The sequence below is a fragment of the Microbacterium sp. CR_7 genome, assembly GCF_041954755.1.
GTDB lineage: Bacteria > Actinomycetota > Actinomycetes > Actinomycetales > Microbacteriaceae > Microbacterium.
Genome location: NZ_JAVAYF010000006.1, coordinates 152,405 through 178,190 on the forward strand (window position 1 = coordinate 152,405; position 25,786 = coordinate 178,190).

22 protein-coding genes are annotated in these 25,786 nt (G+C 70.1%); 7 read left to right on the forward strand and 15 right to left on the reverse strand.

Annotated features, from left to right (window positions below):
• Positions 1 to 24: 24 nt before the first annotated feature.
• Together RAC81_RS14560 and RAC81_RS14565 are read right to left on the reverse strand one after the other, a co-directional pair.
• Positions 25 to 1,365: a class II 3-deoxy-7-phosphoheptulonate synthase gene (locus RAC81_RS14560; protein WP_251588837.1), complete on the reverse strand. Its 1,341-nt coding sequence runs from the start codon at positions 1,363 to 1,365 to the stop codon at positions 25 to 27.
• Positions 1,366 to 1,403: 38 nt separating this feature from the next.
• A complete protein-coding gene (locus RAC81_RS14565; protein WP_375083024.1) occupies positions 1,404 to 2,102 on the reverse strand; it encodes a lysophospholipid acyltransferase family protein in 699 nt (232 codons plus the stop codon).
• A 151-nt stretch (positions 2,103 to 2,253) separates the two neighbouring features.
• Between RAC81_RS14565 and RAC81_RS14570 the strand changes: the two genes are divergently transcribed.
• Positions 2,254 to 4,086 (forward strand): AMP-dependent synthetase/ligase, encoded by a 1,833-nt coding sequence (locus RAC81_RS14570; protein ID WP_375083025.1) that lies wholly within the window; start codon positions 2,254 to 2,256, stop codon positions 4,084 to 4,086.
• A gap of 92 nt (positions 4,087 to 4,178) precedes the next feature.
• On the opposite strand, the gene def is transcribed toward RAC81_RS14570, so the two are convergent.
• The 3 genes from def to RAC81_RS14585 all read right to left on the reverse strand — a co-directional run bounded on the left by def (position 4,179) and on the right by RAC81_RS14585 (position 10,094).
• Complete coding sequence (def, locus tag RAC81_RS14575; RefSeq protein ID WP_375083026.1) at positions 4,179 to 4,670, reverse strand: peptide deformylase; 492 nt, start codon at positions 4,668 to 4,670, stop codon at positions 4,179 to 4,181.
• On the reverse strand, positions 4,670 to 6,619 hold the full coding sequence (locus tag RAC81_RS14580) for a MinD/ParA family protein (protein ID WP_375083027.1): 1,950 nt from the start codon (positions 6,617 to 6,619) through the stop codon (positions 4,670 to 4,672). The genes def and RAC81_RS14580 overlap by 1 nt, the downstream gene beginning before the upstream one ends.
• Positions 6,620 to 6,686: 67 nt before the next feature.
• Positions 6,687 to 10,094 (reverse strand): pyruvate carboxylase, encoded by a 3,408-nt coding sequence (locus RAC81_RS14585; RefSeq protein ID WP_375083028.1) that lies wholly within the window; start codon positions 10,092 to 10,094, stop codon positions 6,687 to 6,689.
• Positions 10,095 to 10,187: 93 nt separating this feature from the next.
• Between RAC81_RS14585 and RAC81_RS14590 the strand changes: the two genes are divergently transcribed.
• A complete protein-coding gene (locus RAC81_RS14590) occupies positions 10,188 to 11,000 on the forward strand; it encodes a ParA family protein (RefSeq protein ID WP_375083029.1) in 813 nt (270 codons plus the stop codon).
• 86 nt (positions 11,001 to 11,086) lie between these two features.
• Here the strand turns inward: RAC81_RS14590 and RAC81_RS14595 are convergent, their stop codons facing one another.
• The 3 genes from RAC81_RS14595 to RAC81_RS14605 all read right to left on the reverse strand — a co-directional run bounded on the left by RAC81_RS14595 (position 11,087) and on the right by RAC81_RS14605 (position 12,900).
• Positions 11,087 to 11,632: a MerR family transcriptional regulator gene (locus RAC81_RS14595; RefSeq protein ID WP_096715689.1), complete on the reverse strand. Its 546-nt coding sequence runs from the start codon at positions 11,630 to 11,632 to the stop codon at positions 11,087 to 11,089.
• A gap of 99 nt (positions 11,633 to 11,731) precedes the next feature.
• Complete coding sequence (locus RAC81_RS14600; protein ID WP_375083030.1) at positions 11,732 to 12,415, reverse strand: MerR family transcriptional regulator; 684 nt, start codon at positions 12,413 to 12,415, stop codon at positions 11,732 to 11,734.
• On the reverse strand, positions 12,415 to 12,900 hold the full coding sequence (locus tag RAC81_RS14605) for an FHA domain-containing protein (protein WP_375083031.1): 486 nt from the start codon (positions 12,898 to 12,900) through the stop codon (positions 12,415 to 12,417). Before RAC81_RS14605 ends, RAC81_RS14600 begins: the two co-directional genes overlap by 1 nt.
• A 95-nt stretch (positions 12,901 to 12,995) precedes the next feature.
• On the opposite strand from RAC81_RS14605, the gene RAC81_RS14610 reads away from it, so the two are divergent.
• On the forward strand, positions 12,996 to 13,682 hold the full coding sequence (locus RAC81_RS14610; protein ID WP_375083032.1) for a copper resistance protein CopC: 687 nt from the start codon (positions 12,996 to 12,998) through the stop codon (positions 13,680 to 13,682).
• Between the two features lie 9 nt (positions 13,683 to 13,691).
• Positions 13,692 to 15,089 (forward strand): dihydrolipoyl dehydrogenase, encoded by a 1,398-nt coding sequence (gene lpdA, locus RAC81_RS14615; protein ID WP_375083033.1) that lies wholly within the window; start codon positions 13,692 to 13,694, stop codon positions 15,087 to 15,089.
• Positions 15,090 to 15,146: 57 nt separating this feature from the next.
• Here the strand turns inward: lpdA and RAC81_RS14620 are convergent, their stop codons facing one another.
• Genes RAC81_RS14620 through RAC81_RS14650 form a run of 7 tightly spaced genes read right to left on the reverse strand, consistent with a single transcriptional unit; the run spans position 15,147 to position 19,874 of the window.
• Complete coding sequence (locus RAC81_RS14620) at positions 15,147 to 16,262, reverse strand: FAD-dependent oxidoreductase (protein WP_375083034.1); 1,116 nt, start codon at positions 16,260 to 16,262, stop codon at positions 15,147 to 15,149.
• The gene (locus RAC81_RS14625; protein WP_375083035.1) at positions 16,249 to 16,971 is read right to left on the reverse strand and encodes a methyltransferase domain-containing protein; all 723 of its coding nucleotides are present in this window, start codon (positions 16,969 to 16,971) and stop codon (positions 16,249 to 16,251) included. The genes RAC81_RS14620 and RAC81_RS14625 overlap by 14 nt, the downstream gene beginning before the upstream one ends.
• A complete protein-coding gene (locus RAC81_RS14630) occupies positions 16,968 to 18,125 on the reverse strand; it encodes a type III polyketide synthase (RefSeq protein WP_375083036.1) in 1,158 nt (385 codons plus the stop codon). The genes RAC81_RS14625 and RAC81_RS14630 overlap by 4 nt, the downstream gene beginning before the upstream one ends.
• 51 nt (positions 18,126 to 18,176) lie before the next feature.
• Entirely contained in the window at positions 18,177 to 18,809 is a 633-nt protein-coding gene (locus RAC81_RS14635) for a CYTH domain-containing protein (RefSeq protein WP_375083037.1), read from the reverse strand.
• The gene (locus RAC81_RS14640; RefSeq protein WP_375083038.1) at positions 18,802 to 19,017 is read right to left on the reverse strand and encodes a response regulator; all 216 of its coding nucleotides are present in this window, start codon (positions 19,015 to 19,017) and stop codon (positions 18,802 to 18,804) included. Before RAC81_RS14640 ends, RAC81_RS14635 begins: the two co-directional genes overlap by 8 nt.
• A 35-nt stretch (positions 19,018 to 19,052) precedes the next feature.
• On the reverse strand, positions 19,053 to 19,523 hold the full coding sequence (locus RAC81_RS14645) for a prepilin peptidase (RefSeq protein WP_375083039.1): 471 nt from the start codon (positions 19,521 to 19,523) through the stop codon (positions 19,053 to 19,055).
• Between the two features lie 60 nt (positions 19,524 to 19,583).
• On the reverse strand, positions 19,584 to 19,874 hold the full coding sequence (locus RAC81_RS14650) for a DUF1905 domain-containing protein (protein ID WP_375083040.1): 291 nt from the start codon (positions 19,872 to 19,874) through the stop codon (positions 19,584 to 19,586).
• Between the two features lie 116 nt (positions 19,875 to 19,990).
• Here RAC81_RS14650 and RAC81_RS14655 point away from each other — a divergent pair, with 116 nt between their 5' ends.
• From RAC81_RS14655 to RAC81_RS14665, 3 genes are read left to right on the forward strand one after another with little or no spacing between them, the layout of a single operon-like run.
• Complete coding sequence (locus RAC81_RS14655) at positions 19,991 to 20,776, forward strand: hypothetical protein (protein ID WP_375083041.1); 786 nt, start codon at positions 19,991 to 19,993, stop codon at positions 20,774 to 20,776.
• Positions 20,773 to 22,311 carry a DNA polymerase Y family protein gene (locus RAC81_RS14660; protein WP_375083042.1) on the forward strand — a complete coding sequence of 513 codons (1,539 nt, stop codon included), beginning with the start codon at positions 20,773 to 20,775 and terminating at the stop codon, positions 22,309 to 22,311. The genes RAC81_RS14655 and RAC81_RS14660 overlap by 4 nt, the downstream gene beginning before the upstream one ends.
• Positions 22,311 to 25,775, forward strand: a complete 3,465-nt coding sequence (locus RAC81_RS14665; RefSeq protein WP_375083043.1) for an error-prone DNA polymerase — start codon at positions 22,311 to 22,313, stop codon at positions 25,773 to 25,775. Before RAC81_RS14660 ends, RAC81_RS14665 begins: the two co-directional genes overlap by 1 nt.
• The last annotated feature ends 11 nt before the right edge of the window (positions 25,776 to 25,786 follow it).

A 25,786-nucleotide genomic window follows, 5' to 3' on the forward strand; every position in this document is an offset into this window, starting at 1 on the left:
GCCTTCGTCGTGTGGATGCTGCCGTCAGCGCTTCTCGAGCTCTTCTGCGACGAGGAACGCCAGCTCGAGCGACTGCATGTGGTTGAGACGCGGGTCGCAGAGGCTCTCGTAGCGGGTGGCGAGAGCGGCCTCGTCGATCTGCTCTGAGCCGCCGAGGCACTCGGTGACGTCGTCGCCCGTGAGCTCGACGTGGATGCCACCGGGGAACGTACCCACCGCGCGGTGCGCCTCGAAGAAGCCGCGGACCTCGTCGACCACGTCGTCGAATCGACGGGTCTTGTAGCCGGTGGGGGTCGTGATGCCGTTGCCGTGCATGGGGTCGGTGACCCAGAGCGGCTGAGCCCCGGAATCACGGACGGCCTCGAGCAGCGGCGGCAGCGCGTCGCGGATCTTGCCCGCGCCCATGCGCGTGATGAACGTCAGCCGGCCGGGCTCGCGGTTCGGGTCGAGCTTGTCGATGAGCGCGAGCGCCGTCTCGGGCGTGGTCGTGGGGCCGAGCTTCACACCGATGGGGTTGCGGATCTTCGAGAAGTAGTCGACGTGCGCCCCGTCGAGTTCGCGGGTGCGCTCACCGATCCAGAGGAAGTGGGCCGACGTGTTGAACGGGGTGTCCGTGCGCGAGTCGATCCGGGTCATCGGACGTTCGTAGTCCATCAGCAGGCCTTCGTGGCCGGTGAAGAACTCGACGCGCTTGAGCTCGTCGAAGTCGGCGCCCGCGGCCTCCATGAACTTGATGGCGCGGTCGATCTCGGCAGCCATGCGCTCGTAGCGCTGGTTGGCGGGGTTCTGTGCGAAGCCCTTGTTCCAGGAGTGCACCTCGCGCAGGTCGGCGAAGCCACCCTGTGTGAAGGCGCGGATCAGGTTCAGGGTCGACGCAGCCGTGTGGTAGCCCTGAAGCAGGCGGCCCGGGTCGGCCTGGCGGGACCCTTCGGTGAAGTCGTAGCCGTTGACGATATCGCCGCGGTACGCGGGCAGAGTGACGTCGCCGCGGGTCTCGGTGTCGCTGGAGCGGGGCTTGGCGAACTGCCCTGCCATGCGGCCCATCTTCACGATCGGCATCGAGGCGCCATACGTCAGCACGACCGCCATCTGCAGGACCGTCTTGATGCGGTTGCGGATCTGGTCGGCGGTGGCGCCGGCGAACGTCTCGGCGCAATCCCCGCCCTGGAGCAGGAAGGCCTGCCCGGAGGCGGCGCGCGCGAGCCGATCGCGGAGGTTGTCTACCTCGCCGGCGAACACCAGGGGCGGTAGCGCAGCGATCTGAGCGGAGACCTCGGCCACGCGCTCGGCGTCTGGCCACTGAGGCTGCTGCTTGATCGGGAGCGAACGCCACGCGTCGAGCGCGTCGATGTGGTGCTGGAGCATGGCTCCCAGCCTACTGGGCGCGAGGCGGCGCAGATGCCTCAGGACCGCCGTGTGACGCGCGCCGGCAGACGGTCTTTCACGGTCGACGCGTAGACGTCGTCGTACTCCTGTTCGCCGAGCCTCTGCAGGGCGACCATGATCTCGTCCGTGACGGACCGGAGGATGTATCTGTCGTTCTCCATCCCCGCGTAGCGTGAGAAGTCGAGGGGTTCCCCGATGACGATGCCGACCCGCACGACGCGCGGCAGACGCTGTCCGATCGGCATCGCCGTGTCCGTGTCGACCATGATGACGGGGATGACGGGCACCTTGGCCTCGAGCGCCATACGGGCGAGGCCCGTGCGGCCGCGGTACAGCTTGCCGTCGGGGCTGCGCGTCCCCTCCGGGTAGATGCCGAGGAGGTCGCCTCCCCCGAGCACCTGCAGACCGGTGTTGAGCGAGGCCTCGGAGGCTTTTCCCCCTGAACGGTCGATCGGGATCTGACCGGTCGCCTTCATGAAGAACTTGGTCGCCCAGCCCTTGAGGCCGCGGCCGGTGAAGTAGTCGCTCTTGGCGAGGAACGACATCGATCTGTCGATCATGAGGGGCAGGAAGATCGAGTCCGCGAACGACAGATGGTTGCTGGCGAGGATCGCCGCTCCGGAGCGGGGCACGTTGCCGCGCCCCACGATCCAGGGGCGGAACACCGCCTTGACCACGGGGCCGATCACGACGTACTTCATCAGCCAGTAGAACATCGATGTGAAGTCTAGCGCCGCGCGCCCGCTGCGCCAGCGTGGGGCTCTCGCGAGCGTTCGGAGGCGACTGAGTTCCACCCTTCGTGCGACCGGGTTCCATGCCCTAGACTCGGGAGCAACCCCGTGCCCGACCGGTACCGAAGGAGCTGCCGTGGTCCAGTTTGAAGTCCCCGCCGTCGTCCCCGCCGACCCCGACGCGAACATCTCAGATCTGCTGGTCGAGCGCGTCAAGGCCACCCCCGACCGTGCACTCTTCGCGGTCCCGGAGAACGGCGGATGGCGCGACATCTCCGCATCCGACTTCCAGTCCGCGGTGATCGCGCTGGCCAAGGGCTTCGTCGCGGCCGGCATCCAGCCCGGCGAGAAGGTGGGCTTCCTCGCCCGCACCACCTACGAGTGGTCGCTGGTCGACTTCGCCCTGTTCTACGCAGGCGCGGTGATGGTTCCGATCTACGAGACCAGCTCCCCCGCGCAGATCCAGTGGATCCTCGAAGACTCCGGTGCCATCGCTCTTCTCGTCGAGTCGCCCGAGCACTTCGCACGCGTGGACGAGGTGCGCGGCGACCTTCCGTTGCTGCGCGAGGTCTGGCAGCTGCACCTGGGGGCGATCGACACGCTCACCGCGCAGGGCGCATCCGTCGCCGACGAGGAGATCGAGCGGCTGCGCAGCATCGCCGTCGGCTCCGACATCGCGACCCTCATCTACACCTCGGGCTCCACGGGGCGCCCGAAGGGGTGCGTTCTCACCCACAGCAACTTCGTCGAGCTCGCCCGCAACTCCGCCAAGGCTCTCGACGAGGTCGTGCAGACGCCCGGGTCGTCCACCCTGCTGTTCATCACGACCGCGCACGTCTTCGCGCGCTTCATCTCGATCCTCAACGTCCACGCGGGTGTCCGCACCGGGCACCAGCCCGATACGCGTCAGCTCCTCCCGGCGCTCGGCTCGTTCAAGCCGACGTTCCTCCTCGCGGTTCCGCGTGTCTTCGAGAAGGTCTACAACTCCGCCGAGCAGAAGGCCGAGGCAGGGGGCAAGGGCAAGATCTTCCGCGCCGCCGCCGATGTCGCGATCGAGCACTCGAAACTGCTGGAGCAGGGTAAGAGCATCCCGTTCGGCATGCGTCTGAAGTTCGCCCTGTTCAACAAGCTCGTCTACGGCAAGCTGCGTGAGGCCATGGGCGGACGGGTCGTCTACGCCGTATCGGGATCCGCACCGCTCGGCTCGCGCCTCGGCCACTTCTTCCACAGCCTCGGCGTCGTCATCCTCGAGGGGTACGGCCTCACCGAGACCACCGCCCCGGCGACCGTGAATCTGGCCGACAAGTCGAAGATCGGCACGGTCGGTCCCGCCCTGCCCGGCGTCGGCGTGCGTCTCGCCGACGACGGCGAGATCGAGGTGCGCGGCATCAACGTCTTCCGCGAGTACTGGAACAACCCCGAGGCCACGGCAGAGGCCTTCAGCGACGGCGGCTGGTTCCGCACCGGCGATATCGGCAGTTTCGACTCCGAGGGATTCCTGACCATCACGGGTCGCAAGAAGGAGATCATCGTCACGGCCGGCGGCAAGAACGTCGCCCCCGCCGCGCTCGAGGACCCGATCCGCGCGAACCCGATCATCGGCCAGGTCGTCGTCGTCGGGGATCAGCGCCCGTTCATCTCGGCGCTCATCACCCTCGACCCCGAGATGCTGCCGACCTGGCTCGCCAACAACGGCCTCGATAAGGACATGCCCCTCGCCGAGGCCGCGAAGAACGCGGCGGTCCGCGCAGAGGTGCAGAGCGCGGTGGATGCCGCGAACACCCGCGTCTCGCGGGCGGAGTCGATCCGCAAGTTCACGATCCTCGAGAGCGAGTGGACGGAGGCGTCGGGCCACCTGACGCCGAAGCTGTCGATCAAGCGCAACGTGATCATGAACGACTTCGCCGACGAGATCGCCGCGATCTACGACGAGCCCGTGTCGACCACCAACGTCGCGATCGGCGGCTGATCCGCCGAACCACCCCCTTCCGCTCGAACCCGCCCCCTGCGTGCTGACCGCAAGGGGCGGGTTCGTTCGTGAGGGGGGTGGCTCGACAGGTGTCAGAACCAGGAGCTCTCGCGCACCTCGCGCATCGCGCGCTTGCGGGTGTCGGCGTCGAGCCGGGAGAGGTAGAGCGTGCCGTCGAGGTGGTCGGTCTCGTGCTGGAGCGCCTGGGCGAGCAGCCCTTCACCCTCGAGCACCACCGGCTCGCCATCGAGGTCGATCCCCTCGACCCGCGCCCACGGGTGGCGCAGCGCGTCATGCCAGAGACCGGGCACCGACAGGCAGCCCTCCCCCGTCGGCACCGGCTCGCCGCGGACCTCGGTCAGCACGGGATTGATGACGTATCCGATGTCGCCGTCGATGTTGTAGCTGAACGCGCGCAGCGCGACACCGATCTGCGGCGCGGCCACACCGGCGCGACCAGGCAGCTCGACCGTGTCGACGAGGTCGGCGACGAGCGCTCGCACGCCGTCGTCGATCTGCTCGATCGGGGCGCACACCGTGCGGAGCACCGGGTCGCCGAACACGCGGATCTCACGAACCGTCATCAGGCCGCCTTCGCTCGGAGCCCTTCGACGAGCAGCGCCGCGATCTCCCGCGCCGCCTTCCTCGTCTCGGGCTGGAGGTTCGCGAAGACGATCGGGCCGCCGCCGGCGATCTGCGCGTCGTACGGCATCCGCACGACGTGCTTCGCCCGCGTGCGGAAGTGGTTCTCGAGCTCGTCGAGACGCACCAGTGGAGCACCGGGGTGCGACTGGTTGAGCACGACGACGGCGTCCCTCGCCTGCTCGGCATAGCCGTTCGTCTCGAGCCAGGTCAGCGTCTCTGACGCGAGTCGCGCCTCATCGACGCTGAGCCCGGACACGATGACGAACTGATCGGCGAGGTCGAGCGTCGCTGCCATCACGGAGTGCACGATCCCCGTGCCCGTGTCGGTGAGCACGAGCGAGTAGTAGTGCGCGGCGACCTCCGCGACATCACGGTAGTCGCTGTCGCTGAAGGCCTCCGCGATGCGGGGGTCGGAGTCGGACGCCAGCACGTCGAGGCGGGTCGCATCGCGGGAGACGACCGCCGAGATGTCGTGATACCCCTTGATCTCGTCGTGGATGCGCACGAGGTCTCGCACGGATCGGTTGTGCTGCGGACGAACCACGCGGTCGGCCAGCGTGCCGCGGTCGGGGTTGGCGTCGACGGCGATCACCCGGTCGTCCCTGGCGTCGGCGAGCGCCATGCCGAGCAGCGTCGTCAGGGTCGTCTTGCCCACGCCGCCCTTGCGCGACAACACGGGCACGAATCGCGCACCACCCGACAAGGGCGCCGCGATGCGCGTCGTGAGCGCCTTGCGCTCGCGCGCGCGTCGACCGTCGCCGATGTTGATGCGCCGTCCGGAGATCGTGTACAGGAAGTGACTCCAGGCGCCCTCGGGCTCGGGCTTCGTGACGCGGTGCGGATCGAGCAGCCGGTCGGCCGTGAGCAGGTCGGCGCTCTCGCGCGAGGTGTCGCTGAGATCGTCGAGGCGCTTGGCCGTCAGCTGCACCTCGGCTCGCGAGGCGCGCGCCGCGTGACGGGTCGGGACCGGCTTCTCGCGCTCCTCCACCACGGCATCCTCCTTCGGTCGCACGGCATCGCTCGCGCGGGTGCGCGTGCGGGTGTCGAGATCGGCGCGGGCTCGCGCGACGAATGCCGCCGCAGCCGCCGCCTCCGCCTCGTGGTCGGACTCGGTGACGGGCGCGGATGCCGCGGCCGGCACTGCGGGCGCGGCATCCTCCGTCTGCTCGGGCTCCGTGTGCGCGGGCTTCGTCTGCTCAGGTGTCGTCTGCTCAGGGAGGCTGCCGTCGTGGACGCGGTCAGACACGGCGACGACATCCGGCGCGGCCTCGGCCGCCCTCTCACGCTCGAGGATCGCCTCCGACTCCGACTCCGACTCTTCCCCGACATCCGCCGCCTCGTCCGCCTCGCCGGCTTCGTCGGACTCCGCGATCCCGTCGGACTCCGCGACCTCGGCCGCGGCGATCTCTTCGGTCTCGATGATCTCGTCATCCAGACGGTCGCTGTCGACGTCAGCCTCCGGTTCGACGGAGGAGTCCTGCTCGACGACCACCTCGTCGGCGTCGATGACGGGAAGTTCCTCGTCCGCGACGTCGGATTCCGCCTCGTCCTCCGACGCGGCGTCCTCTTCCACCTCCGCCGCAGCCGGCCTCGCGTCCACCTGCTCCGCGGGCAGCTCGATGATCATCGGTGTGGAGAGAGACACCTCGGAGATCTCGGCAGCCGCCTTCGCGGCGGCGACGGGTTCGTCGAGGATGAGGTCGGCGACGACCTCGCCCTCGACGACGCCGTCATCCTCGAGCGCGTCGTCCTCATCCTTCGGCAACTGCACGCTCACCTGGGCCGTGTGCCCGAGGATGCCGATCCCCGTGGTGTCCAGGGATGCGGCGTCGTCGAGCACACCGCGGGATTCGTCGTCCGGCGGCTCTGCCACGTTCTTCGGGGTCACGTCGTCACTCCAAGCTCGGTCGGGCCTCGGGAGCGCTGCATCGAGCGCGGCCCTCGCCCGCACAAGATTAGTGCGCCGGACGGATGACGACCAAAAGGTCTCCCGCGTCGACCTGCTGCGTCACGCCGATGGCGAGGCGCTCGACGACGCCCGCGACGGGGGCGGTGATGGCTGCCTCCATCTTCATCGCCTCGATCGACGCGACCGGTTCCCCGGCCGCCACCGACGCTCCGACCTCCGTCTTGAGGGTGACGACGCCGGAGAACGGAGCAGCCACCTGACCGGGCACCGAGGTGTCGGCCTTCTCGACCTCGTGCGCGTCGACCGCCACGGATCGATCGCGCACGAACACCGGGCGCAGTTGACCGTTGAGCGTGGTCATGACGGTGCGGATGCCGCGCTCGTCGGCGTCGCCGATCGCTTCGAGCCCCACGTACAGCTGCACGCCGCGGTCGATCTCGACCAGGTGCTCCTGCCCCTGAACGAGGCCGTAGAGGTAGTCACCCGTGTCGAGCACCGACAGGTCGCCGAACTGGTCGCGCGTCTGCGCGAACTCCCGGGTCGGAGCGGGGAAGAGCAGCGTGTTGAGGCGTTCACGCCGCTCCGCGCTGTCCCCGGCGAGAGCGCGCTCGTCGTCCGCGGAGATGTCGGTCAGGCCGGTGCGGACCGACCGCCCGGCCAGCACCTTCGAGCGGAAGGGCTCGGGCCATCCGCCAGGCAGATCGCCGAGTTCGCCCGCCATGAAGCCGACGACCGAGTCGGGCACGTCGTACTTCTCGGGGTTCGCCTCGAAGTCCGCCGGGTCGGCCTTCACGGCGGCGAGGTGCAGGGCGAGGTCGCCGACCACCTTCGACGACGGCGTCACCTTCGGCACGCGGCCGAGGATGCGGTCGGCCGCCGCGTACATGTCCTCGATGAGCTCGAAGTCGTCGGCGAGGCCGAGCGCCTTGGCCTGCTGGCGGAGGTTCGAGAGCTGACCGCCGGGGATCTCGTGGTGGTACACGCGCCCCGTGGGTCCGGGGAGGCCGGACTCGAACGGCGCGTACTGGCGGCGCACCGCCTCCCAGTACGGCTCGAGGTCCGAGACTCCCGCGAGCTCGATGCCGCTGTCCCGCTCGGTGTGGGCGAGCGCTGCGACGAGCGACGACAGCGAGGGCTGACTCGTGGTGCCGGAGAGCGGAGCGGATGCCGCGTCCACAGCATCCACGCCCGCGGCGCTCGCGGCGAGCAGCGTCGCGAGCTGTCCGCCGGGAGTGTCGTGGGTGTGCAGGTGCACGGGCTGGTCGAAGCGCTCCCGGAGTGCCGTGACGAGCTTCGCTGCGGCCGCCGGCCGGAGGAGACCGGCCATGTCCTTGATGGCGATGATGTGCGCGCCGGCGTCGACGATCTGCTCCGCGAGGCGCAGGTAGTAGTCGAGCGTGTAGAGGTTCTCGGCGGGGTTCAGCAGGTCACCCGTGTAGCACAGCGCGACCTCCGCCACCGCCGTGCCCGTGCCGCGGACCGCGTCGATCGCCGGACGCATCTGATCGACGTCGTTCAGTGCGTCGAAGATGCGGAAGATGTCGATGCCGCTCGCGGCGGCCTCCTGCACGAATGCGTCGGTGACGGCTTCAGGGTACGGCGTGTACCCGACCGTGTTGCGCCCTCGCAGCAGCATCTGGATGGCGATGTTCGGCAATGCGGCCCGGAGCTTGTCGAGGCGCTCCCACGGGTCCTCGCCGAGGAAGCGCAGCGCGACGTCGTAGGTCGCCCCTCCCCAGGCCTCGACCGAGAGGAGTCCCGGAGTCAGGCGTGCCACGTAGGGCGCGGCGGCGGCCAGGTCTCGGGTGCGGACGCGCGTGGCGAGCAGCGACTGGTGCGCATCGCGGAACGTGGTGTCGGTGATCGCGAGAGCGCTCTGCTCGCGCAGGCTGCGCGCGAATCCCTCGGGACCGAGCTCGAGCAGTCGCTGACGGGAACCGGCGACCGGCTCCGTCGAGAGGTCGATCGTCGGGAGTTTGGCGCGCGGATCGATCACGCCGGGATGCGCACCGTGCGGCTTGTTGACGGTGACGTCGACGAGCCAGTTCAGGATCTTCGTGCCGCGGTCCTTCGAGGCGCGGCCGCGCAGCAGCTCCGGGCGCTCGTCGATGAACGACGTGCTGACATCCCCCGCGACGAACGCGTCGTCGTCGAGCAGAGCCTGCAGGAAGGGGATGTTCGTCGAGACGCCGCGGATGCGGAACTCGGCAAGAGCGCGACGCGCCCTGGCGACCGCCGCGGGGAAGTCGCGCCCGCGGCAGGTCAGCTTGGCGAGCATCGAGTCGAAGTGCGGGCTGATCTGAGCGCCCTGATGCACCGTGCCGCCGTCGAGACGGATGCCGGCACCGCCCGGCGAGCGGTAGGTGGTGATCTTGCCCGTGTCCGGCCGGAAGCCTTGAGTCGGGTCCTCCGTCGTGATGCGGCACTGCAGCGCGGCCCCGCGCAGGTGCAGGTCGGGCTGCCGCAGGCCGAGGTCGGCCAGGCTCTGGCCTGCCGCGATGCGCATCTGGCTCTGCACGAGGTCGACGTCGGTCACCTCCTCGGTGACCGTGTGCTCGACCTGGATGCGGGGGTTCATCTCGATGAAGACCACCTCGCCGGCGCGCTCCCCCGCCGTCTCGAGCAGGAACTCGACGGTGCCGGCGTTCTCGTACCCGATCGACCGGGCGAAGGCGACCGCGTAGCCGTGCAGCGCGGTGCGCACGTCGTCGTCGAGGTTCGGGGCGGGCGCGATCTCGACGACCTTCTGGTGCCGGCGCTGCACCGAGCAGTCGCGCTCGAACAGGTGGACGGTCTCTCCGGTCTTGTCGGCGAGAATCTGCACCTCGATGTGCCGCGGCCTCACCACGGCCTGTTCGAGGAACATCCGCGGGTCGCCGAACGCGCTCTGCGCCTCCCGCATCGCCTCGGCCAGCGCCGGCGCGAGCTCCGCTGCGGACTCGACGCGTCGCATTCCTCGACCGCCGCCGCCGGCGACAGCCTTCGCGAAGAGGGGGAACCCGATCTCCTCGGCCTGCGCGACGAGCGCGTCGACGTCGTCGGAGGCCTCGGTAGACCGCAGTACGGGCACTCCGGCCTCGACCGCGTGCCGTTTGGCCTCGACTTTGTTGCCGGCCATCTCGAGCACGGCTGCAGGCGGGCCGATGAACGCGATGCCGTTCGCCGCGGCCTTCTCGGCGAGATCGGGGTTCTCCGACAGGAAGCCGTAACCGGGGTAGATGGCGTCGGCGCCCGCCTCCCTGGCGACGCGGATGATCTCGTCGACGTCGAGGTACGCCCGGACCGGATGCCCCCGCTCACCGATCTCGTAGGCCTCGTCGGCCTTCAGCCGATGGACCGAGCCCCGGTCCTCGTGCGGGAAGACGGCCACCGTCCTCGCTCCGACCTCGACTGCCGCACGGAAGGCACGGATCGCGATCTCGCCGCGGTTCGCCACCAGGATCTTCTGGAACATGCACACCTCTGAGAGCTCGATGCGCGACGTGATCGGCGCGCATGGGGCGGGGCTGAGTGTGCACCCAGCCTAGGGGAAGGTAACGTGGAGTCCGTGCACGTACTCAGCGTCAGCTCTCTCAAAGGAGGCGTCGGCAAGACGACCGTGACACTCGGACTGGCCTCAGCGGCCTTCGCCCGCGGTGTCCGCACTCTCGTCGTCGACCTCGACCCCCAGTCGGATGTGTCCACCGGAATGGACATCCAGGTGGCCGGTCGGCTCAACATCGCCGACGTCCTCGCCAACCCCAAGGAGAAGGTCGTCCGTCAGGCGATCACCTCCAGCGGCTGGGCCAAGGTGCACCCCGGCACCATCGACGTGCTCATCGGCAGCCCCTCGGCCATCAACTTCGACGGCCCCCACCCGAGCGTCCGCGACGTGTGGAAGCTCGAGGAGGCGCTGGCCGCCGTCGAGGCCGACTACGACCTCGTGCTCATCGACTGCGCGCCGTCGCTGAACGCCCTCACCCGCACGGCGTGGGCGGCCAGCGACCGCGTCATGGTCGTCACCGAGCCGGGGCTGTTCTCCGTCGCCGCGGCCGACCGGGCTCTGCGCGCGATCGAGGAGATCCGCCGCGGCCTCTCCCCTCGCCTGCAGCCGCTCGGCATCGTCGTGAACCGCGTGCGCCCGCAGTCGATCGAGCACCAGTTCCGCATCAAGGAGCTGCGCGACATGTTCGGCCCGCTCGTCCTCTCGCCGCAGCTGCCGGAGCGCACGTCCCTGCAGCAGGCGCAGGGCGCGGCGAAGCCGCTGCACATCTGGCCCGGCGATTCCGCGCAGGAGCTCGCCGCGGATTTCGACTCGCTGCTCGACCGCATCATCCGCACCGGCCGCATCCCCGTCTCGGAGTCCGGCGCGCAGGGCTGATCCGCGGCGGCCAGGAGTCAGCGCATACGCGAAACGCCCGCTCATCGAGCGGGCGTTCTCCGTATGGCGACGCGGTTCCGAGCGAGTCAGGCCGAGCGCTTGGCGCGACGGGCGCTGAGCTCGTCGACGGGGTCCGGCGCCGTCGGGTCGAACTCGACCAGCGTCGACTCCACCTCGCGCAGCACCTTGCCGACGGCGATGCCGAAGACCCCCTGGCCGCGACTCACGAGGTCGATGACCTCGTCGTTCGACGTGCACAGGTAGACCGACGCGCCGTCGCTCATGAGGGTGGTCCCGGCGAGATCGCGGATGCCCGCTCGGCGCAGTTCATCGACGGCCGTGCGGATCTGCTGCAGGGAGATGCCGGTGTCGAGCAGGCTCTTCACGAGCTTGAGCACGAGGATGTCGCGGAACCCGTAGAGGCGCTGCGAGCCGGAGCCGCTCGCGCCCCGCACGGTGGGCTCCACGAGCTCGGTGCGGGCCCAGTAGTCGAGCTGACGGTAGGTGATGCCGGCGGCACGGGCGGCGACCGCGCCGCGGTAGCCGACCTCGTCGTCCATCGCCGGAAGACCGTCGGTGAAGAGGAGTTCGGTCACGAACCGCGGGTCGTCTGCACGCTCGTCCGCATTCATCTGAATTCCTCTCTGGAGCCGTTACCTCCACGGTAGAGCAGGCCCCCGGCAGCGGCAACGACATCCGTGGCACCCCGAAGGTGTGTCGCAATCAGTTCGTTACGAAAGCAGTTTCGCGATCGCTTCCTTCACGAAGTGCGAGCGCACCTCGTCGATCTGGGCGGCGAGGCTCGGCGCCATCTCCCCCGCCTTGCCGCGCGAGGCGGCGTCCGTCCGGCGCAGCAGCGCCGACAGGGCCGACTCGATGAGCGCCACTTCGCGGTCGGCGCTCTGCCGCAGCGACCGGAGGTGGCGCGGTTCGATGCCGTGCCGGTCGAGAGCGACGAGGCCGCGCAACAGCGTCACCGTCGACTCGGGATACGTCTCCTGCGCGGTGACGACCCCGGTGCTGATCGCGTCGTTGAGCAGCTGCGGCCCCGCTCCTGCGGCAGACAGCAGCTCGTCGCGGCGGTACCGCCGCGGGGTCGGGGCGATCGACGGAGGGGCGCTCAACGCGGCATCCCCACCGGCCTCCGCCTCGTCGAGCTGCTCACGGATCACGCTGAGCGGGAGGTAGTGGTCGCGCTGGAGCGTGAGGCCGAGCCGAAGACGCTCGATGTCGGCCTGCGAGAATTTGCGGTATCCCGACTCGGTCCGAGAAGGGGTGACGATGCCCTGCACCTCGAGGAAGCGCAGCTTGCTCGAAGTGAGGTCGGGGAACTCGGGCGTGAGCCTCGCGAGCACCTGACCGATGCTCAGAAGGCCCGCGGACGCCGAGCGTTCACGGGCGGGGGACGCCGCCATCAGGCGTTCGCCGCTGGGCGATCGGCCGGGGAGACGAAGAAGTTCAGCCGGAACTTGCCGACGCGCAGCTCCGAGCCGTCGACGAGGACGCTGCGGTCGACCCGCTCGCCGTTGACGTACGTGCCGTTGAGCGAGCGCTGATCGATGATCTCGAAGGTCGACCCGTTGCGGGTGATCTCGGCGTGACGACGCGACACCGTCACGTCATCGAAGAAGATGTCGGCCTCGGGGTGGCGCCCGACGGTGGTGACGTCGGTGTCGAGGAGGTATCGGGCTCCTGCGAGCGCGCCCGAGCGGACGAGGAGGAGCGCCGAACCCGCGGGGAGGGCCGCGATGGCGCTCTGCTCGACGTCGGTCAACTCCACGCCGAACGGCACGAACGAGAGGTCTGAATCGTGGCCGAACGTCTGCGTCACGTCGTGCCGCTGCTCGCCGGAACGGTGGATCGCGGCGTCTCGGGCCGGTCGGCTGTCGCTGTCTGTCACTGTGCCCTCCTCGTCGTCCAGACTAACTGATCGGCGGGTGCTCGCGGGAGGGCCGATCACCACTCAGCGGTCGTATATCGGGGGCTTCTAGGCTGATGAGTGTGAAAACCGTCGCCCACCGCCGTCCCCTCGTCCCCGTCGCCCTGGCCGCCGCGCTGCTCACGGCGTTCCTGCTGTTCGCGGCGCCGCTCTCGGCGTCGGCGCACGACAGCATCCTCGGCTCGTCCCCGGAGGCCGACAGCACCGTCGATACGCTGCCCGCTGAGCTGACGCTGACCTTCAGCGCCAAGCTCATCGACGGCGAGGGCGCGACGGAGGTGGTCGTGACCGACGCCTCGGGCGCGTCGGTCACCGACGGTGACGCCAGCGTGGACGGCGCGATCGTCACCCAGCCGCTGGTCTCCGAGGCGGCAGCGGGCGCCTATCACGTGATCTGGAAGATCGTCTCGAGCGACGGCCACCCCACCTCGGGCGAGTTCGACTTCACGGTCGCGAACAGCACGGTCGCGGCGCCCACCGCCGAACCGACCTCGACACCCGAGGCGACCGCGTCAGCGGAGGCGACGGTTGCTCCGGCCGCGACGCCGACACCGCAGCCGTCGGAGTCCGCGGAGGACGGGTCATCGGCCACCACGTGGATCTGGCTCCTCGCGATCGCCGGTGTGCTCGCCGCCGCCGTCGCGGGTGTCGTCGCTGTCGCCCTGAAGGGCCGCGCCCGCGACGCCGGGACCGCCGCCGCAGACCCGTCCGATCCCGATTCCGACGCCCCGTCGGAGCGATAGGCTGGATCCATGCCTCACTACGATGTCGTCATCCTCGGTGCCGGTCCTGGTGGATACGTCGCCGCCGTCCGCAGCGCGCAGCTCGGCCTCTCCACGGCCATCATCGAAGAGAAGTACTGGGGCGGTGTCTGCCTCAACGTCGGCTGCATCCCCTCGAAGGCTCTCCTCAAGAACGCGGAGCTCGCGCACACGCTGAACCACAAGGCCGACTTCTTCGGCATCTCGGGTGAGTTCACGATCGACTACGGCAAGGCCTTCGACCGCAGCCGCGTCGTCGCGGACGGCCGCGTCAAGGGCATCCACTTCCTGATGAAGAAGAACAAGGTCACCGAGTACGACGGCCGCGGCACGTTCACGGGCCCGAAGGCCATCTCGGTCGCCAAGTCCGACGGCACGACCGAAGAGGTCACGTTCGACAATGTGATCATCGCCACCGGCTCGAAGGTCCGTCTGCTCCCCGGCGTGCAGCTCAGCGACAACGTCGTGACCTACGAGGAGCAGATCCTCAGCCGCGAGCTCCCGAAGTCCATCGTCATCGTGGGCGCCGGCGCCATCGGCATGGAGTTCGCCTACGTCATGACGAACTACGGCGTGAAGGTCACGATCATCGAGTTCCTCGACCGCGCCCTGCCCAACGAGGACGCGGACGTGTCGAAGGAGATCGCCAAGCAGTACAAGAACTACGGCGTCGACATCCTCACCTCCACCAAGGTCGAGAGCGTCGTCGACAACGGATCGTCCGTCACGGTCACGTACACGGGCAAGGACGGCCAGCAGTCGTCGATCGAGGCCGACAAGGTGCTCATGTCGGTCGGCTTCGCGCCCAACGTCGAGGGCTTCGGACTCGACAAGACTGGTGTCAAGCTCACCGAGCGCGGCGCGATCGACATCGACGACCACATGCGCACCAACGTCGAGGGCATCTACGCCATCGGCGACGTGACGATGAAGCTGCAGCTCGCCCACGTCGCAGAGGCCCAGGGCGTGGTCGCGGCCGAGACCATCGGCAAGGCCGAGACCCAGACCCTCGGCGATTACCGCATGATGCCGCGGGCGACGTTCTGCTCGCCGCAGGTCGCGTCGTTCGGCCTCACCGAGCAGCAGGCCAAGGACGAGGGCCGCGAGATCAAGGTCGCCACCTTCCCGTTCATGGCGAACGGCAAGGCGCACGGCCTCGGTGAGCCCGTCGGCTTCGTCAAGCTGATCGCCGACGCCGAGCACCTCGAGCTCATCGGCGCGCACATGATCGGCCCCGACGTGTCGGAGCTTCTGCCCGAGCTCACGCTCGCGCAGAAGTGGGACCTCACGGCGCTCGAGCTCGCTCGTAACGTGCACACGCACCCGACGCTGTCCGAGGCTCTGCAGGAGGGCTTCCACGGCCTCGCTGGTCACATGATCAACTTCTGATCGCGACGTCTCGAAGGCCCGGCCCGCTCACGCGGGGCCGGGCCTTCGTGCGTCCGGTCACAGACCGCGCATGGTGATCAGCCCGGCCGTCCAGCCGCGGACCGGACGTGTGCCGAGCGCCGACATCAGCGCCTCGCGGGCGACGAGACGTGTTCCGACGGCCGGAGCGCCCATCGACATGTAGAAGGCCGACCGGCGCTGCGCGCGCCGTGCCGACCGCCGGGCGGCCCGCGCATAGCGCTCGAGATCGGGACGACGCCGGGCCGACCGCCCCACGGCGTCGGCGAGGGCGACGGCATCCGTCCACCCGAGGTTCATCCCCTGCCCTCCGATGGGGCTGATCTCGCGAGCCGCGTCGCCCAGGAGGGCGATCCGTCCGTGTGCGAACCGTTCGGCGATATGCTGCGCGGCCAGGAACCGCGCGGGCTTCGTCCCCGGATCGATCGACAGGCGGATGCCGGTGCGCTGCACGATCCGTGCGCGGAACTGCTCCGCATCGATCGCCGCAGGGCGGTCCTGACGCAGCACCCAGCGGCGGCGTCCTCCGGGCAGGGGGAACGACTCCACCAGCCCCTCCGGTTCGCAGTGCAGCACGGCGACCCGATCGGGCTCGGGATCGTCGGCATCGAGCATCGCGTACGGCGCCGATCCCGGCATCCGTCTCCAGCCCGCTCCCAGCGCTCGGCGGAGGCCGCTGTGCACGCCGTCGGCGACGACGGCCAGCGCCGCCGTGACCTCGCGCGCTCCGTCCGCACCCTCGACCTGCGCGGTGACCTCTCGACCGTCGTCGCGCAGCGACCGCACCGTGCGAGCGGTCCTCAGCGTCTCGGGAGACAGCTCTCGCAGTCTCGTGCGCAGCAGGTCGTCCGTGCGCGGCTGGGCGAGGACGTGCACGGGTCTGTCAGCGTCGAAGCTCAGGGCGGCGAGCACACGGCCTCGACTGCGCACCTCGCCTCCGTCGAGGGACAGAGCCTCCGACCGCACCGCTGCGCCGACACCCGCCGCGTCGAGAGCGTCGAGACCGGGCGGGTGGATGCCGATCGCCCTCGTCCTGTCGTCCGTCTCGCCTCGCCGCTCGTAGACGACCGCGTCGATGCCCTGCTGCACGAGCAGAGTGGCGAAGAGCAGGCCGACCGGGCCGCCTCCGACGACCATCACCTCATGGGCGGGCACCGACTGCCTCCCACCTCGCCTCGAGCCGGGCCGGGAGTCCTGCGACCACCCGCCATCCGTCCGGGACGACTGCGGCGAGCTCTCGCGACGTGTACGAGCGACGGATGCTGATCAGGCCGTCCTCGCGGATGAATGAGCCCCGGAAGAGGCTTCCGGCGAACGGCCAGGTCACCGAAGCGAACAGCGCGTAGGCCGTCGAGCTGCGGGCGATGTCTCGGTGCACGGCGATTCCGCCCGGCGCGAGGAGACGCTGGGAGTCGTCGAGGATGCCCTGCAGCTCGGCGTCACCGAGGTGATGCAGCACGTGGTTGGAGAAGATCACGTCGAACGTCGCTCCTTCGGCGACGAGATCGGACGACAGGGCGTGCCGGTACTCGATGCCTGCGCCGTCGTCGTGCCGAGCTGCCCAGTCGATCGCCCGCACGTCCGCATCGAGTGCCGTGATCGAGCCGGTGAGTCCGTCGCGCCGCAGACGGGCCGCGAGCAGACGGCACGCATCGGCGCCCCCGGCGCCGATGTCGAGGATGCGCACGGGTCCGCGCCGCGCCCGGGGGCGGACGTCTCTGCGGTAGAGCAGCCCCGGTCGGGAGACGAGTGCGTTCACCAGTCCGAACCGCTCGTAGGTGCGCTCCAGCATCCCGAGATCGGCGTCCGTCTCGTCCATGAGCTCGCGCACCCGCTCGTCGCGGACGGAGAGATCGTGCCTCATGCGGCGTCAGGCGCGACGACGGTCATCAGCGCGCTCTCCGCGGTGAGCCCAGGGCCGAAGGCCATCGCCGCCACGCGCGACCCGTTCCGCGCACCCTCGTCGAGGATGCGCTTGATCACGAAGAGGATGGTCGCACTCGACATGTTGCCCTTCTCGCGCAGCGTCTCGCGTGCCGGCATCATCTGCTCGTCGCTGAGGTGCAGCCGGTCCTGGACGCGATCGAGGATGCTGCGCCCGCCGGGGTGGACGGCCCAGTGCTCGACGCGATCGCCGATGCGGCCCTGGTCGAACGCGTCGGCAAGGTCCTCGTCGCGGCCGTAGAGGGGGCGGATGGCGCCGATGATCGTCTCGCCGATGATCTGCGGCACGGCCGTCGAGAGGATCATCTCGAAGCCGCTGTCGCCGATGGTCCACGCCATGTCCTTCTCGCCCTCTTCGGCGATCGCGGTGTGGAAGCCGTCGAGCACGACGCCGCGCTCTCCCGCGGGGAGATCGCGAGCCGTCACGATGCCGGCTGCTGCGCCGTCGGCGAAGAGCGAGCAGGCCACGATGAGGTCGGGGTCCTCCGACGACCGCAGATGCAGTGTGCACAGCTCGACGCTGACCACGAGCACCACGGCGTCGGGATCGGCGGCGCAGAACTGGCTCGCCGCCTTCAGCGCGGGCATCGCGGCATAGCACCCCATGAAGCCCAGGTGGTAGCGCTGCACGCTGTCGTGCAACCCCAGGGCCCGGACGATCTCGTACTCCGGCCCCGGGGCGTGGAAACCCGTGCAGGAGACCGTGATGACGTGGGTCACGTCCGCGGCCTGCACGTCGGGGGCGGCATCGAGTGCACCTCGGGCCGCCGCGATGAAGAGCGGGGTGGCCTGCTGCACGTAGAACTCGTTGCGCGTCTTGGTGCCCGGCGCGAGCAGCAGTCCCGACTCGCGGTCGAAGAACGTCGGATCATCGGTGTGGGCGGTGAGCGACAGCTCGTCGATGACCGTGTGGCGCGTGTCGATGCCCGACCCGTTGAACGATGCTCCGATGAGGCGCTGGCCGAGACGGCCGACGTCGGGTTGCGACGCGAACACGTCGCGCACCTCGTTCTGCCGGAGGACGGTGTCGGGGACGATCGTGTGCAGCGATCGGAGTACAGCGGGACGGCTCATGCTGTCACTCAAGCACGAGCCGCCCCGGCGCAGGAAGGGGGTTGCGCTCCCTCAGAACCCGAGTGCTCTGGCGAGCTTGGAGTCGGATGCCGCTGCGCGCCCACCCGCGGCGGAGATCGCCTCCTCCGCTGCTGCGAAGAAGGCTTTGCGGGCGTCAGTCCCGGTCGGCGCCGCCGGCCCGAGTTCGAGCTCCCACTCGCGCCATTCGCGCCGCACGTCCTGACGCAGGTCCGTGGCTCTGACGTGGTCGTCGACGAACTCGGCGACCACGCCGTGCGGCCCGGTGAGCAGGTACGCGGTGCGTCGGTTCTCGATGCGTGCGAGCGGCGACAGCTCGTCGGTGGTCCAGCGCGCGAGCGCGTCGACGATCGCCGGCGGCACGGAGTCGTCGTCTCCGAGCGGCCATCCCATCTCGAGACGTCCGTCACCCTCACGAGGACCCTTGATGTGCCAGCCGGCGTCGGGGCCGCCGGTGCGGCGGCGGAGCGCCACACCGGAACGCGACAGCGCGGCATTTGCCGTGTCCAGGTAGCGGGCGTCGAGCTCGCGCGCCTCGCCCTCGGACACCGCATCGACGCCGGGGAGGCCGCGCCAGTCGGGCAGCGGCGTTCCCGGATCGACGTCGTACTTACGCTCGACCTCGACGACGCGCGACGGCTCGGCGGGGTCGATCGCGTCAGTCATCCGCGGGGTTGAGTTCCTCGAGGGACTCGTCGAACCAGTAGTCCAGTTCGGTGGGGCCGTCGGACTCACCCGTGTTCTGTGCGTCTCCGCGGCGGTTGTACACCACCTGCGTCTCGCTGTAGGGGACGATCAGCTTGTCGTCCGCGTCGTCGTCGAGAGGGATGATCTGCCCGTCGAGCGGGCCTCCGTGAAGTCGTGCGAGTGCCATGTCCTCACCCTAGCCCCGCCGCCTCGGTTCCGTTCTCAGCCCACGGCGAGACCGAGCACCGCGCCCGCGATCATCCACGGCCCGAAGGCGATGCGGGTGGCTCCGTTCGCGCGGCGGAGGAGCATCAGTCCGCAGGCGAAGAGGGCCCCGAGCACGAAGGCGGCCGCCGCACCGACGACGAGCTCCTGCCAGCCGTGCCAGCCGAGCACCAGGCCGATCGCGGCGGCGAGCTTGACGTCTCCCCCGCCCATGCCGTCGCGGCTGATCAGGCGCAGCAGCGCGTAGAAGCCGCCGAGGATCAGGAGCCCCGCCCCGCCTCGGATCAGCGGGGCCGTGTCATGCGTGAGCGCCGCGTCGACGACGGCGAGGAGGAGTAGCACGCCGAGGGTCGGGAGCACGATCCGATCGGGCAGTCGGTGGATGCGGAGGTCGATCACCACGAGCCGGGCGGCGACGACGACGAGGCCGAGATGCACGAGGACGATGAGCACGGGACGCGGATCCATCCGGGAAGGCTAGGGAATGCCCGGATGCCGTGCGCCGTCGGGTGTGGATAACCCGGCTGGTCAGAGATCGATGATGTCGAGGTCGACGAGCACCACGTCACCCTCGGTGATGCCCTGCGCGTCGCGGATCGCCTTCTTGAGCGGGAGCACGAACGCGGCCCCGTCGAAGAAGATCGAGGTGGTCCAGAGGGATGCGCCGATGCGTGCCCGCACACGCAGGGATCCGAATCCCCGTTGTGGGGCGGGAAGCTCGCGGATCTCGAGCGAGATCTCCTCCGGCATGGTGGCGAAGAACCAGTCGTCGACGCGCTTCTCCCAGCGGGTGACGGAGCTCTCGAACTCGATCTGCATGGGCCTCAGCGTAGCCAGAGTGTCCGACATGACCGTTCGCGAAGGGATGTCGGAGGTTCGAACTATCGTCATCTGATCCAGTTGATTTATTCGTACATAGCTTCGAGGATGGATGCATGGGGTTCGATGCGGTGTCGACGATCTCTCCGGCGGGCGACTCCCGCGCCGGAGAGGTGCTCCGGCTGCGCCGGGAGATCAGCCGCATGCAGCGCCGCCGCAGCGACCTCCCCCTGCTCCCGATCGACGAGGCCCTCGCCCCGCTGCTCCCCGATCAGGGTCTGCAGGCGGGTGCCGCATACACGGTGTCCCCCTCCCCCAGCCTCGTGCTCGCTCTGCTCAGCGCCGCTTCGCGACGCGGTCTCTGGTGCGCCGTGGTCGGCATGCCGACACTGGGCGTCGAGGCGGCTTCGGCGTTCGGGATCGAGCTGCCCCGGCTGATCCTCGTCCCCGATCCCGGAGATCGCTGGCTCGCCGCCACCTCCGCCCTCGCCGAGGTCGTTCCTCTGATCGCGGTGCAACCGGGAGGCCGGGTCCGCGATGCCGATGTCTCCCGTCTGAGCGCCCGGCTGCGCGACCGCGGCAGCACGCTGCTGGTCACCGAGTCCGAGCACTTCGGGGCATGGCCGCAGAGTGAGGGCGCCATCCGCCTGCACGACCAGCAGTGGGAGGGCATCGGCGAGGGCTGGGGACTGATCGAGGGATCGACGGCGACCGTGACGGCACGCACCAGGCACACCCCGACGGGTGCGAGCGTGCGGGTGCGACTGCCGGGCAGCCACGGTGCCGTCGAGGCGATCGCGGAGCAGGCTGCTGCCGAGACGATCACCGAGCTGACCGCGCTGCCGACCCTGCGCGAGGGCGACGCGAGCCCGCCCGAGTACCCGCTGGCGGTGGCCGGATGACCGCTCCCCTCCGCGTCCTGGTCCTCTGGTTCCCCGACTGGCCGCTCCGGGCGGCCCTGGGCGGAGCGCCGCCGCATCCTCCCACCGCGATCGTTCACGCGAACACGGTGGTCGCCTGCACGGCGTCGGCGCGAGAGCACGGCGTGCGCGCAGGCCAGCGCCGCCGCGTCGCGCAGGGGCACATCTCATCGCTGCGGGTGCTCCCGCACGACCCGGCGCGGGACGAGCGGGCGTTCCTGCCCGTGCTGCAGCTCATCGAGAAGCACGCGCCGGGTGCCGCCCTGCTGCGCCCCGGCCTCGCCGCGCTGCGGGCACGGGGCATCTCCCGCTATCACGACGGCGAACCGGAGGCCGGTCACGCTCTGATCCGCATCCTCGCCGAGGCGGGGTATCCCGAGGTGCGCGTGGGGATCGCCGACGGCCCCTTCACCGCCGAACTCGCCGCCCGCGGTTCCGGGCCCTGCACGGTCGTCCCCTCCGGGCGCGCCGAGGAGTTCCTGCATCCGCTCCCCGTCGGGGTGCTGCGCGACGAGCAGCTCACCGGACTGCTCACCCGCCTCGGAGTGCGCACTCTCGGCGAGTTCGCCCGGCTCGACGCGATCGAGGTGCGCGACCGCTTCGGCGAGCGCGGAGCACGACTGCACGCCCTCGCGGCCGGCGCCGACTCCCGGGCGGTCGTGCCCCGACCGCCCGACCCGGAGCTCGTGCGCTCCATCGAGTTCGAGACCCCGCTGGCGGGTGCCGACCAGGTGGCCTTCGCGGTGCGGCAGACCTCGGATGCGGTGATGCTCGCCCTGGCCGACGCCTCTGTGGTCTGCACGGAGGTGCGCATCGATCTCACCGACGACGACGGTCGCGTGTACTCCCGCAGCTGGCTGCATCCGACCTGCTTCGACGCCGCGGATCTCGTCGACCGCGTGCGCTGGCAGCTCGAGGCGCTGGCCGCCGACTCGGCGAAGGAGCCGGTCGACGAGGCGCGGGCCTTCGGCGGCATCGCGATGGTGCGCATCGTGCCGACGGCCGTCGACGACGCCGCCCATCACCAGCCGGGCCTCTTCGGCTCGGGCACAGACGAGCGCCTCCACCACGCCGTCTCGCGTGTGCAGACGATGCTGGGCCATCAGGGCGTCGTGACGGCCGCGCTCTCGGGAGGGCGCTGGCTCGCCGACCGGCAGGTGCTGACCCCGTGGGGTGAGCGATCCGTCGCGCCGCGCGACCCCGATCAGCCCTGGCCGGGGAGCCTTCCCGACCCGCTCCCCGCCGAGGTCTTCCGTCCTCCTCGGCCCATCGGAGTGCAGACGCCGGACGGAGAGTCGGTGCAGATCGATGAGCGGGGAGCACTCTCCGCGGTCCCCGCACGGATCGACGGCGTCGAGGTGCGCGCCTGGGCCGGCCCCTGGCCGATCCATGAGCGACGGTGGGAGAGCTCGGGCGGCAAGAGGGGGCACCGACTGCAGATCGTCGACGGCCACGATCATGCGTGGCTGGTGTTCTCGGCCGGTGACCGATGGTGGGCCGAGGGGCGGTATCGCTGATGGGCTGGCACAACCCTCCGCAGACCTGGCGCGAGCTCGAACGCACCCTGAGCGGCGAGGAGTCGCCGTATCCGATCGGCGGCCCCGAGCCCCGCCTCGACCGCCCCGACCCCGGACCGGTCAGCACCCGGAAGAAGCGGAACCCGCCGACAGCGGTCACCCGTCCGACCGACCCCGTGCCCTATGCCGAGCTGCACGCGCATTCGTCGTACTCCTTCCTCGACGGGGCATCGTCACCGGAAGACCTCCTCGCCGAGGCCGAACGACTCGGCCTCTCGGCGCTGGCCCTCACCGACCACGACGGCTTCTACGGCGCGGCGCGCTTCGCCGAGGTCGCAGAGCTGATGGAGGTGCAGGTGCAGACCGTGTACGGCGCCGAGCTCTCCCTCGGACTCGACGGGCCGCAGCGCGGTGCGGCCGATCCGGTCGGCGATCATCTGCTCGTGCTCGCCGACGGCCTCGAGGGGTACCACCGCCTGTCGGCATCGATGACGGGAGCGCACCTCCGGGGCGGCGAGAAAGGACGGCCGGTCTACGACATCGACGAGCTCGCGGCGACGGCCGCCGGGCACTGGACGGTGCTCACCGGATGCCGCAAGGGCGCTGTCCGCCGAGGGCTCGAGGCCGGCGACGCGATGACCCCGTTGCGTCGGCTCGTCGACCTCTTCGGTCGGGACCGCGTGGTCGTCGAGCTCTTCGACCACGGCGACCCGCTGGACACCCGCCGCAACGACGCCCTCGCCGACCTCGCCCGTCGGCTGCGGCTGCCCGTGGTCGCGACGAACAACGTGCACTACGCGACACCCGACAGGGCCGCCCTCGCCGAAGCGGTCTCGGCGGTCCGGGCTGTGCGCAGCATGGACGATCTCGACGGCTGGCTGCCCGCACACGGCGGGGCTCACCTGCGCAGCGGCGCCGAGATGGCAGCGCGGTTCCGCCGCTATCCCGGGGCGATCTCCTCCGGGCTCGAGATCGCTGCGGCATCCGCCTTCCCGCTGCGACGCGCGCGCCCGGCCCTCCCGAAGCAGGAGGTGCCGGAGGGGCACACCCCCATGACCTGGCTGCGGCACCTCGTGTGGGAGGCGGTGCCGACGAAGTACCCCCGCCTGGACGACGACGGCCGGCGGCGGATCCACCGCGAGCTCGACGTCATCGAGGAGAAGGACTTCCCCGGCTACTTCCTCATCGTGCACGGCATCGTGGCCGAGGCGCGGCGTCGCGGCATCCTGTGCCAGGGCCGTGGCTCGGCCGCGGCGAGCGCCGTCTGCTATCTCCTGGGGATCACCGCGGTCGACCCCATCCTCTACCGGCTTCCGTTCGAGAGATTCCTCGCGACCACCCGCTCGGAGGAGCCCGACATCGACGTGGACTTCGACTCCGACCGCCGCGAGGAGATCATCCAGTGGGTGTACCGCGAGTACGGGCGGGAGCGCGCAGCGCAGGTCGCGAACGTCATCCAGTACCGCCCCAAGAACGCCGTGCGCGACATGGCCAGGGCGCTCGGGCACTCCGTGGGGCAGCAGGACGCATGGTCGCGTCAGGTCGATGGCTGGAGCACGAGGCTGGAGGTCGCCGACGAGCACGACATCCCGGCGAACGTGCTGGAGTACGCGGGCGAGCTGCTGAAGGCGCCGCGGCACCTCGGCATCCACTCCGGCGGCATGGTGCTCACGGCGAGACCGGTGGGCGAGGTCGTCCCCGTCGAGCACGCCCGCATGGAGAACCGCACCGTCATCCAGTGGGACAAGGACGACGCGGCCTGGATGGGACTGGTGAAGTTCGACCTGCTGGGCCTCGGCATGCTCGCCGCCCTGCAGCACTGCTTCGACCTGATCCGCGACGCCACCGGGGAGGAATGGACGCTGGAGACGCTGCCGAAGGAGGAACCGGCCGTCTACGACATGCTCTGCCGGGCCGACTCGATCGGCGTGTTCCAGGTGGAGTCGCGAGCGCAGATCGGTCTGCTCCCCCGCCTGCAGCCGCGCCGCTTCTACGACCTGGCGATCCAGATCGCACTGATCCGCCCCGGTCCCATCCAGGGCGGGGCCGTGCATCCGTTCGTCCGCCGGAAGATGGCGAAGGACGCCCTCGACGAGGAGAACCGCGCCCGCGCTGCCAGGGGCGAGGAGCCGGTTCTGCTGGAGGTCCCGTACCCGCATGAGGATCTGAAGCCGATCCTGGAGCGGACCCTCGGCATCCCGATCTTCCAGGAGCAGCTGATCCAGATGGCCACGGCGATCGGCGACTGCACGGCGGACGAGGCCGATCTGCTGCGACGCGCCATGGGTTCCAAGCGCGGACTCGAGAAGATCGAGAAGGTGCGCGACAAGCTCTACGCCGGGATGACGCGGCGCGGCCTCTCGAAGGATCAGTCCGACCGGATCTACGCGCAGATCCAGGCGTTCTCGAACTTCGGCTTCGCGGAGTCGCACTCCCTCTCGTTCGCGCTTCTGGTCTATGCCAGCTCCTGGCTGAAGCTGCACTACCCCGCGGCGTTCCTCGCCGGCCTCCTGCGCTCACAACCCATGGGCTTCTACTCGCCCGCGACCCTGACGGCCGATGCGCGCCGTCACGGCGTGGAGGTCCGGCGGCCCGATCTGCACGCCTCGGCGGCCACCGACTCCCTCGAGCCGCTCTCCGAGACGACGGAGCGGATTCCGACGGGCCTCGACTCCTGCCGTGAGGCCGATCAGCCGGACACCCCTCGCTTCGACCGCACGCTGCCCGACGAGTCGGCGGCTCATCGGCGCGACGGCGGGTATGCGGTCAGGCTCGGCCTCAGCGGCGTCCGCGGCATCGGACTCCCCCTGGCGGAACGGATCGTCGCGGAGCGCGAGGCGCACGGGCGGTACCGCGACCTGCACGACCTCGTGCGGAGGACCGATGCCACCGCCGCGCAGCTGGAAGCTCTGGCGACGGCGGGCGCGTTCGAGTCGCTGGGGCTGCAGCGGCGGGAGGCGATGTGGCTCGCGGGAGCGGCGGCCGAGGACCGATCGCGGTTCCTGCCCGGCACCGTCGTCTCGGTACAGCCGCCGCTGTTCGCGGATCAGTCGAGCTACGAGCAGCTGTCGTCAGACCTCTGGGCGACCGGGGTCTCGACCGACGATCACCCGATGGCGCACTTCCGTGCGGCGCTGGCCGAGCGCGGCGTGCTCACCTCCCGTGACCTCCAATCGCACGAGACCGGCCGCCGGGTCGAGGTCGCGGGGCTCGTCACGCATCGGCAGCGACCGGCGACCGCGGCGGGCGTCACGTTCCTGAACCTCGAGGATGAGAGCGGCCTGGTCAACGTCATCTGCTCGACCGGCGTGTGGGCGCGCTATCGGCGGATCGCTCGGGATTCGCCGGCGCTCATCATCCGCGGCATCCTGGAGCGATCGCCGGAGGGGGTGATCAACATCCTCGCCGACGCGTTCGAAGACCTGCGGACAGGCGTCGCGCACCGTTCGCGGGACTTCCGCTGAGTCGAGATCCC